Annotated in this window: 7 protein-coding genes; 1 reads left to right on the top strand and 6 read right to left on the bottom strand. The window is 43.5% G+C overall.

From position 1 onward, the window contains the following. The 5 genes from essC to CVN76_RS21385 form a co-directional block, all read right to left on the bottom strand. Positions 1-3424: type VII secretion protein EssC (essC, locus tag CVN76_RS21405; RefSeq protein WP_100532978.1), on the bottom strand; the 3424-nt coding region annotated here is incomplete at its 3' end. Positions 3425-3454: 30 nt separating this feature from the next. Continuing rightward, positions 3455-4762 (bottom strand): type VII secretion protein EssB, encoded by a 1308-nt coding sequence (gene essB, locus CVN76_RS21400; RefSeq protein WP_100532977.1) that lies wholly within the window; start codon positions 4760-4762, stop codon positions 3455-3457. 69 nt (positions 4763-4831) lie between these two features. After that, a complete protein-coding gene (locus tag CVN76_RS21395) occupies positions 4832-5071 on the bottom strand; it encodes an EsaB/YukD family protein (RefSeq protein ID WP_100532980.1) in 240 nt (79 codons plus the stop codon). A 96-nt stretch (positions 5072-5167) separates the two neighbouring features. Further along, complete coding sequence (locus CVN76_RS21390) at positions 5168-5458, bottom strand: WXG100 family type VII secretion target (protein ID WP_061143192.1); 291 nt, start codon at positions 5456-5458, stop codon at positions 5168-5170. 551 nt (positions 5459-6009) lie between these two features. Then, positions 6010-6930 (bottom strand): nucleoside hydrolase, encoded by a 921-nt coding sequence (locus CVN76_RS21385; RefSeq protein WP_100532979.1) that lies wholly within the window; start codon positions 6928-6930, stop codon positions 6010-6012. A gap of 259 nt (positions 6931-7189) precedes the next feature. Here CVN76_RS21385 and CVN76_RS21380 point away from each other — a divergent pair, with 259 nt between their 5' ends. Further along, positions 7190-7372, top strand: coding sequence for a hypothetical protein (locus CVN76_RS21380; protein WP_061143190.1), 183 nt, complete (start codon positions 7190-7192; stop codon positions 7370-7372). An 82-nt stretch (positions 7373-7454) separates the two neighbouring features. On the opposite strand, the gene CVN76_RS21375 is transcribed toward CVN76_RS21380, so the two are convergent. Next, positions 7455-8070 (bottom strand): glycine betaine ABC transporter substrate-binding protein (locus CVN76_RS21375; RefSeq protein ID WP_332850659.1); only part of this gene is annotated, 616 nt, incomplete at its 5' end.

Genomic DNA, 8070 nt, shown 5'->3' with positions numbered 1-8070 from the left:
AAATCATGAAAATCCCCAGTGATTGTCCGTCACGTGCAAACTGGATCAATTGCGCCTCCTGATCTGGCATCTCATCCTTCACCAAATCGAAATTGTCGACCGTGATATAAATAATCGGCAGTTTCTCCTCCGCTAACGCGTTATAAAGCTTGATGTTACTAAGCTCCTTTTGCGAAAAAAGCTGCTTGCGCCTTTCGATTTCCGCTTTCATGAGTAGCATGAATTTTTCAATTTTCCTAAGCTCATCGAATCGGAAGTAGTCCCCTGTATGGGGCAGCTGGCGCAATGGAAGTAATGCGCTATTGCCAAAATCGAACAAGTAATAATGCAGTTCTTCAGGAGAGAATTGATCTGCAAAGCTAAAGAGCAGGGTCAAAGCCGTAGTTGATTTACCGTATCCGGAAGAACCGAATATCCCGATATTTCCATCCTCCATCCAGTTATAGATGTAATTTGTCTGGCTTTGCAATTCCGGTTCATCCTTCATTCCGAGATGGATTTGATTGCTCGTCAGGCTGCTTTCACCGCTTCTCGATAGGCGAGCTTTAAGGGGCGGAAGCCATGGGCTTGCCAGCTTCTCGATCTTCATTTCTGCTTGTGTCGCCACGATATGATCGGCAACGGCTTCGATTTCACTGATTTTTTCTTTCCTTCGACTAGCAGCCTGTTCCGAAACACTCGAGATTTGAACTAGGCCAAGGTCGGTGACCAGTGCCACCTCGTCCTCCAATCCCGCCGTATCCTCCAAATAAGGGGCACCGCTCCATGCTGACTGAAACAGTTCGTACACCTCGTTATTGCCTACCTGCAAATATCCCCGCCCCGTGACCGTGATATTTGCGGCATCGCCATTTTTAAGGATTTCCTTACTATCATTGGCATCCTGTACCTTTAGGGAAATCTTGAAGCGGGCATTACTCCATATCTGGTTATCTATGACACCGCCGGGCTTTTGCGTGGCAAGAATCAGATGAACGCCCAAGCTCCGACCAATTCTGGCAGTGCTGACTAATTCACGGATGAAATCCGGCTCCTCATTCTTAAGCTCGGCAAACTCATCTGATATTAAAAATAAATGCGGCAGCGGTTCTTCCGCTTTTCCTTCTTTGTACAAATCCGTGTAGTCGTTGATGTGATTGACTTCATATCGATCGAACAGTCGCTGGCGTTTTTTCAATTCGCTATTGATGGAGGCAAGGGCCCTTGCGCTGAAGTTCTTGCTTCCCTCAATATTCGTAATCACTCCAAGCAGATGGGGAATCTGCCTGAATGGCTGTGCCATTCCCCCGCCTTTATAATCAATGAGCAAAAAGGCCACTTCATGTGGATGATAATGAACGGCTAACGATAGGATGTAGGTTTGCAGCAGTTCACTTTTCCCCGACCCCGTCGTCCCAGCCACCAATCCATGAGGTCCATGCGCCTTTTCATGCAGATTCAATTCAACTCTATCCGTTCTTCCTTTCAAACCAATCGGTACGGCCAAGGATTTGGAGGATTGGTTGCTAAGCCAGTTCTTGCCGATTGGCAGGTCCTCCACTTCTCGTGCCCTCAACAGTTCCAAAAAGGACACCGTTTCTGGGATTGAATTGTTCATGCCCTTTTGATGATCTAGTGAGCGCAGCGTCCGTGCAAAACGCTCATTACCTTCTCTAGCATGGACATCAAGTGTAAAAGGAGTATGGACAGCCTTCGATTGCTGGATGAGAATCTCACCTTGGCGATCGTTTATATACTTCACGAGTGTATGAACATTTTCCGTCAAACTTTCTTTTGCACCGGCAGCAAAAATCGTCGAGATGCCCAAATCATCCGCTCTGCCTTCCAAGTATTCCAATATGACATGCTCAGCAATTAACTGGCGATCCGTAACGATGAAGACAATATGAGGAGTGAACCTCGCTTTTCCTTTGTTCTCATCCAAATCCCGCTCCCTCAAAAGTTGATAAATCGAAGTCAATAGCTGATCGCGTGATTGTTCATTGTATATGAATCCCCTTGCATAGGCGTGAGGCAGTTGAAAATGGGGAAGCCATTTCATCCATTCCCATTCCTGATAGTCGGTTTCTGGAAAGATGGCGACAAACCGGACATCATGATAACTATGGAAAAATGCAAGCTGCCCAATCAATTGTTGCAACTCCCGTTTAACGATCGACTCCTTTCCGACAAGCCCCATCGATCCATGAGATAAATCTATCGATAGCGGAAGAGCCTCCAGGTTTTTGTATACATCGACAAGTTCCTGTGACCGCTCAAGTAATTCATCAATTTCTCGATTGGACATATCGTTACTGTTGACCGACACCTCATAGCTCGACGATATCGTCGCCGTCCCGATCTTAAAGTGGAGTGCGTCTTCACTTTCCAAGGTTCGCTCCCATATACGGTCACTGATACTTTCGGTTAGCTGCTTCATCCTTTCGAAGGATGGATAATGATAGAAAAGCACATTCCTTTGCTTTTCAGAAAGCTCTTGCAGTTCCTCCCGTTTTTGATCAAGATATCTTGTGTAGACACGTTGGCGTTTTTCTTCCCTGAATTTTTGTTTCTTTTTATCTTTAAAGTATTGTGCTGTCGAGGTTACTAAAGTCGTGGTGAACATCACAATCGATATGATGATGAATATCCCCCGTGGCTGAACGATCGTAATGACACCCATGACAATCAACATCATCAGCGGCGGCATCAGGATGAGCCATAACCCTCTATTATTATCCTCCGACTCCTGGCTCGGAAATGAGATTGTCACTTTCTCGTCAGGCAAATCATAGATCATCCTTGGAGTCCGGCGAAATTGGGGATAGCTTTTCTTCATTTCCGAAATCGGCTTCTTCATTTCAGGTAAGGATGTTGCATAGGTCTCGGCACTATGAACCATTAATAAGTCGCCTTCAATCAACCTCAGTGTCATATCAGGCAAAAAAATGAGATCGCCATTTTGAATGGGTGCTTTTGCTGCCAGCCTTTCACCATTCAGGAAAACCTTGCTTTTTTCATCAGGCATTAGAAACCATTGCCCTCTAAGAAAAACCATGGATAAGCCATTCCACGAAAGGGGTCCTTCCTTACGGAAAGTGGCTTCCGCCTTGTGTGATACAGTGATTTCTTTCAAGTTGCCGATATAATAGAGGTTTTCTTCCGATTGTCCTGATATATAAAAAATATCGACCGTTTCATCTCCCTCACGAAAAGTGAAGACCTTTAACGGCTTTACATCACCAAGCTTCTTTTCTCCTCCGTATACCTCATATTCATCAAGCCCCTCCCGTTTTCTCAGCTCGATAGATCCCTGTTCGAAAGGTAACGACTGGATGCGGATTGCATCCTTTTTTGCTGGCCCAATCGTAATGGGGCCGTTATGCTGATCCTTGATCGTATAGGATTGGTAGGTTCCCTCTGAATAAATCCATAATAAACTCATATAATCTCACCTCCGCAAAAGGCAATATGCTCACTCTTTGCTTTTCTCTTTTTCATCAGATGTTTTTATTGAATCCTTGCTTTCTTTCTTTTCAACTTCCTCTTTTACTGCTGCCTTAGCTTCTGCTTCCGCATCGGATTTCTCCAGGTTCTGTCCTTCCTGTTCATCCAATTGCCTTTCCAATTCCTCTTTTTCCTTTTTATATTGGGTCAGCTCCGTATCGACTTCTTTAAGTTGCGTTTCCTTTTCTTCCCCAGATAGCTGATCATCCAGCTTAATCTGTTCTTTCTGGTTGATCAGCCCGTACATGATCAATTCGCGGTCCTCCATGATTCTCGCCAAATCGATCGCGTCCTCGTTCTCCCCCCTGCCTATATAAATCCAATACAGGAGATACTGACTATCGGTCTGCAAGGTGATGGCATTTTCGACATTCTTCCTCGCGGCACCCTCTAACGGTTCATAAGTGACATAAGACCTTGCCAGTTCATATTGAACGACATACGGCATTTTCCTTGGATCGTAATTTTCCAATCGGTCAATGACTTCACTATATTTTTGCGTTAGGAAACTTTCACCGCTTTCTACGTATGCAGTGTGTCTTGGCTGGGAGATGAAAAGCGTATAAATCGTAAAGAACAGCAATGGCACAAGGGCGATCATCGTTCCCATAAGAGTATACCGTGCCGTTTTCCACTTCTTTTCGGGGATATGCACAAATGCTTTTTCTTCCTTCTCCAACGCATCTATTCGAGATTGAATGATCGTGGAAAGTTCATCCCAGGTCCCGGCAGCCAATATGCTTTGTGCTTCATTCGATAGCTTCAGTGTTTGATGGTAAAGCAGGTACTCTTCGAATGAATGCTGCCCATCCACAAGCGCCGAAATCGTTGCCTTCGTTTCTTGAAATAACATATCCTGATCCTGCTCATAGGGAGGCAGACTGTCCCTTACACCGTAATGGAGGAAATACGGGGTCATACTTGAATCGAAAACGATATTTTCCGGACAGACGGCAAGCATCAACCGAGTCAATTGATGATTTCTGATCTTCTTCACGACTTGATAAGAAGATAACCATCGGCGTAACACATTTTTCTCTCTTGCTCTCGAAAAAACAAAAAAAGAGGCTGGTGGATTTACTCTGATCTGCACCTCATCCTCTGTCACTTCTATATGTCTCTGGAGAGCATCATCAGCTTCATGGATAAGCTGCAATTCCAGCCGATCTTGCATCGATAGGTTCGCCCGTTGAAAAACGAACATATAACCACTATCATCCTTCACCATATGTGCTGCGATTTTTTTCTCCAGATATGAGGAATTCAACTCATCCATTATATGTACTCCTTTACCCCTGCTAAAGGGCTTTAGACTTTTATCCTAGTATGAGGCCGCACTGAACCACTAAAGGATCTCAAGGCGATCCCCAGTCGTAATCCCGCTATCGAGCAGGGTGTCATAACCTGAACATACGAACTCTTTATTCTGGACCCGCACCCAATAGCCCTCCTTGGGTGTAAGGGCAATATTCTTAAGCTGCCATACTATTTCGATAACCTTCTTGATGGATCGGTAATCCGACACTTGCAAGTCGAATACTTCACCCGTATACCTATTTAAATCGATCGTCAATTGAATATATATAGAGCCCACCTCATTTCAAGCAAAAAAACACCACGATCTTCATAAAGAGTCGCGGCGCTTTTTCTAAATAATTCTTTATCATTTATGACCTGAAGATTATCCGCGAATTTGACTAGCAATCTGGTTATCTGTGTCTTCAAGGATCTGAGCTGATTTATGCAATTGTTGAGAAACTTCATTCAACAATCGGGCCATATCCATGAATGAAGGCTTCAATTCCTCGTATTGCCCGACGAAAGCCTCACTGGAAGAACCTTCCCAAATGCCAGTTAAATGATCTCTCATTCTATCTAAACGACCAATGATATCCGTAACCTGCTGGCTCTCATTATCATATTGTCTAGCTACATCTTTCAGTTCTGAAGGTGTTACGCGAATTTGTGACATAATAAAAATCCTCCTTTTATCTTATAGTTACATTTTAATGGAACCATACAAATTCTGCCATATAAATAAGAACGAAGTCGAAAAATGGTAAAAAATGATTACAAAAATTAACCTAAATCTGGAATCGCTAAAGTCTATGTACCTGTTTTCTTGAAGCGCTAAACTTTTTTTCCATGAAAATTTCAAGAGTTTTACTTTTCATCGAAAAAGAAAGTTCCTTTTACCCACTATTTCAGAAGCCTTGCTCAAATATATGATTCTAGTCATAACCATAGTGACTTTAGACTGGAATTAATCAAACGTTTGATTAATATTCGAAAAAACACCAGCCTTATCTCAACTCTGATTCAAAAAGGACATCCGACAAAGCGGAAGTCCTTTTTTTGAAATATTTGGCCCTGATTCAGCTTTTTTCGTCCTTGCGTTGGATTTATTGGGATTAATTCGACCTTAATCCGATTAATCCGTCCTTACTCTGATTAATTCGACCTTAATCCAATTTATTCAGCCTTACTCTAGATTTATTCGCCCTTACTCCAGATTTATTCGGCTTAACTCCGAATGACCCGTTCCAAAAAGTGTTTCACAAATCGATCGGCATCGACTTCCGTGCAGACGCGGATATTCGATTCGCGATCAGGCTGACCGATTGTCCTGCCTGTCTCTTCGCCTTCGGTCACCACTTTGACGTTCATCCGTACTGTACTTACGAAACCTGAATCGATCGCAACCCCTACTGCAAGTGGGTCATGAAGTGCGCAACCGCCCAAGCCCGGATGGGAGGAATCATAAGCCTTCATATAATAATCGGTCATTTCCGCAAGAAATTGGGCAGATTCCTTACCAGTCGCACGCCATTCACCAAGCTTCGATTTCGGTAAACACGTTTGCAAGGTCACATCAAGCCCCACCAATGTTACTGGCAAACCTGATGAGAATACAAGATCGGCAGCATCGGGATCTGATAGGATGTTCGCTTCAGCAAAGGGGGTTACATTGCCCGGTACTCGTACTGCACCGCCCATTATAATCACCTCTTTGACGAGGGACATGATTTTCGGGGCTTTTTTGATCGCCAAAGCGATATTGGTCAGCGGGCCAACTGCAATGACCGTAATGTCATGGGGGCGGCTTTTCACTTGATCGATGATGAAATCCACTGCATTTCCTTGTGAGGCTTGGAGGGCTGATACCTCCTTACGTGTATTTCCCAGTCCGTCCTCGCCATGGACATGCTTCGGGTATTTCTTCTTTTCCCCGCGGTTCAATGTTTGATTGGCTCCGCTAAACACCGGTATATGCCGATCTAATTTTTCCAAAACAGTAAGCGTATTACGAGTCGCATCCTCAACGGCCACATTGCCGAAGCAAGTCGTGAAACCGAGCACCTCCAATTCTGGGGAATGTAATGCGTATGCCATCGCCAGGGCATCATCAATTCCTGTATCAACATCGAATATGATTGGTTTCATTTTTTCCACACCTTCCTGATTCATTATGTACCCTGATTATTTCTTATGTAGCAAACAAACCTTATTCACAACTTTACCATTCCATAATATGCAGTGCCAGACAAAGGTGGACACGCCTATCATTTGACAATCGGTGATGGTCTTTGATGGTCTTGACTCATTATTATTGGAACAGCTAAAATTGTACATAATGACTGCATTCTTTAATCCGATACATGAAAAATGATGAACTTATGATAGTCAAGGTGGAAAAAACAATATGAAAATGTATAAGTTAATCAAAGAAGAATCCTTTGCGTACAAAAAAGGAACAAAATTCTTTTTGATTTCGCATTCCGAATTCATCGGTGTCAAAAGCTATGTGCTACTGGCTGAGGATTTACAAGGGAAGATTGAAGTAACGGAAGAAGAATTGACAGGCAAGTTCGTTTCCATCCATTGAGCCCCCTTCATTCACTTAACAGTCTGTAGCTTGTGATAACTAAAAAAATAGGGAATCTCTAATGAGATTCCCTATTTTTTACTTACTTTAAGTCTTCGATCGAATCGATATCTACATAATCAGGTACGACCAGACCATTTTTCGTTCCTTTTAAGTTTGGTCCAAGGTTGACCAAATCGGCTTTGTACTTATCATAGTACTCCATATGTGTACTTGGAAGCCAACCAGCCACCATGGCATCGGCACTTCCGTTTGCCACACCGGCAAACATTGGTCCCACCTCAACTTGGCTTAATGTTACGTCATACCCGTTTTTCTCCAGTACCTTGCCAATTACATTCGTGCTGGCAATTTCAGTATCCCAGGCAACATAAACCAATTTGATTTTTTTACCGTTTCCTGGCGCTGCACCCTTGGTCCATTTGGATACCTTGTCCTGATGTTCTTTTATCCACTTATCTGCTGCCTCTGAAGGAGTCATTCCTTCTGCAACATTAACCATTACATTTTCCATATCTTTCGTTTCCCAGTAGAATTGATCAAGAATTTTATAGGCCCCTGGCGCATCCTGTTCAAGACCTTTTCTGGCGATCGAATTGATATTTTCAGCTCCGCCGTATGCTTCATCCGGATCTTCGAGATATTTCAAGTCATATTTCGAGAACATCCAATGCGGTGTCCAGCCTGTAACGACGATT

This window comes from Bacillus sp. mrc49 (assembly GCF_002803435.1).
This window is presented reverse-complemented; position numbering and strand designations above follow the sequence as displayed.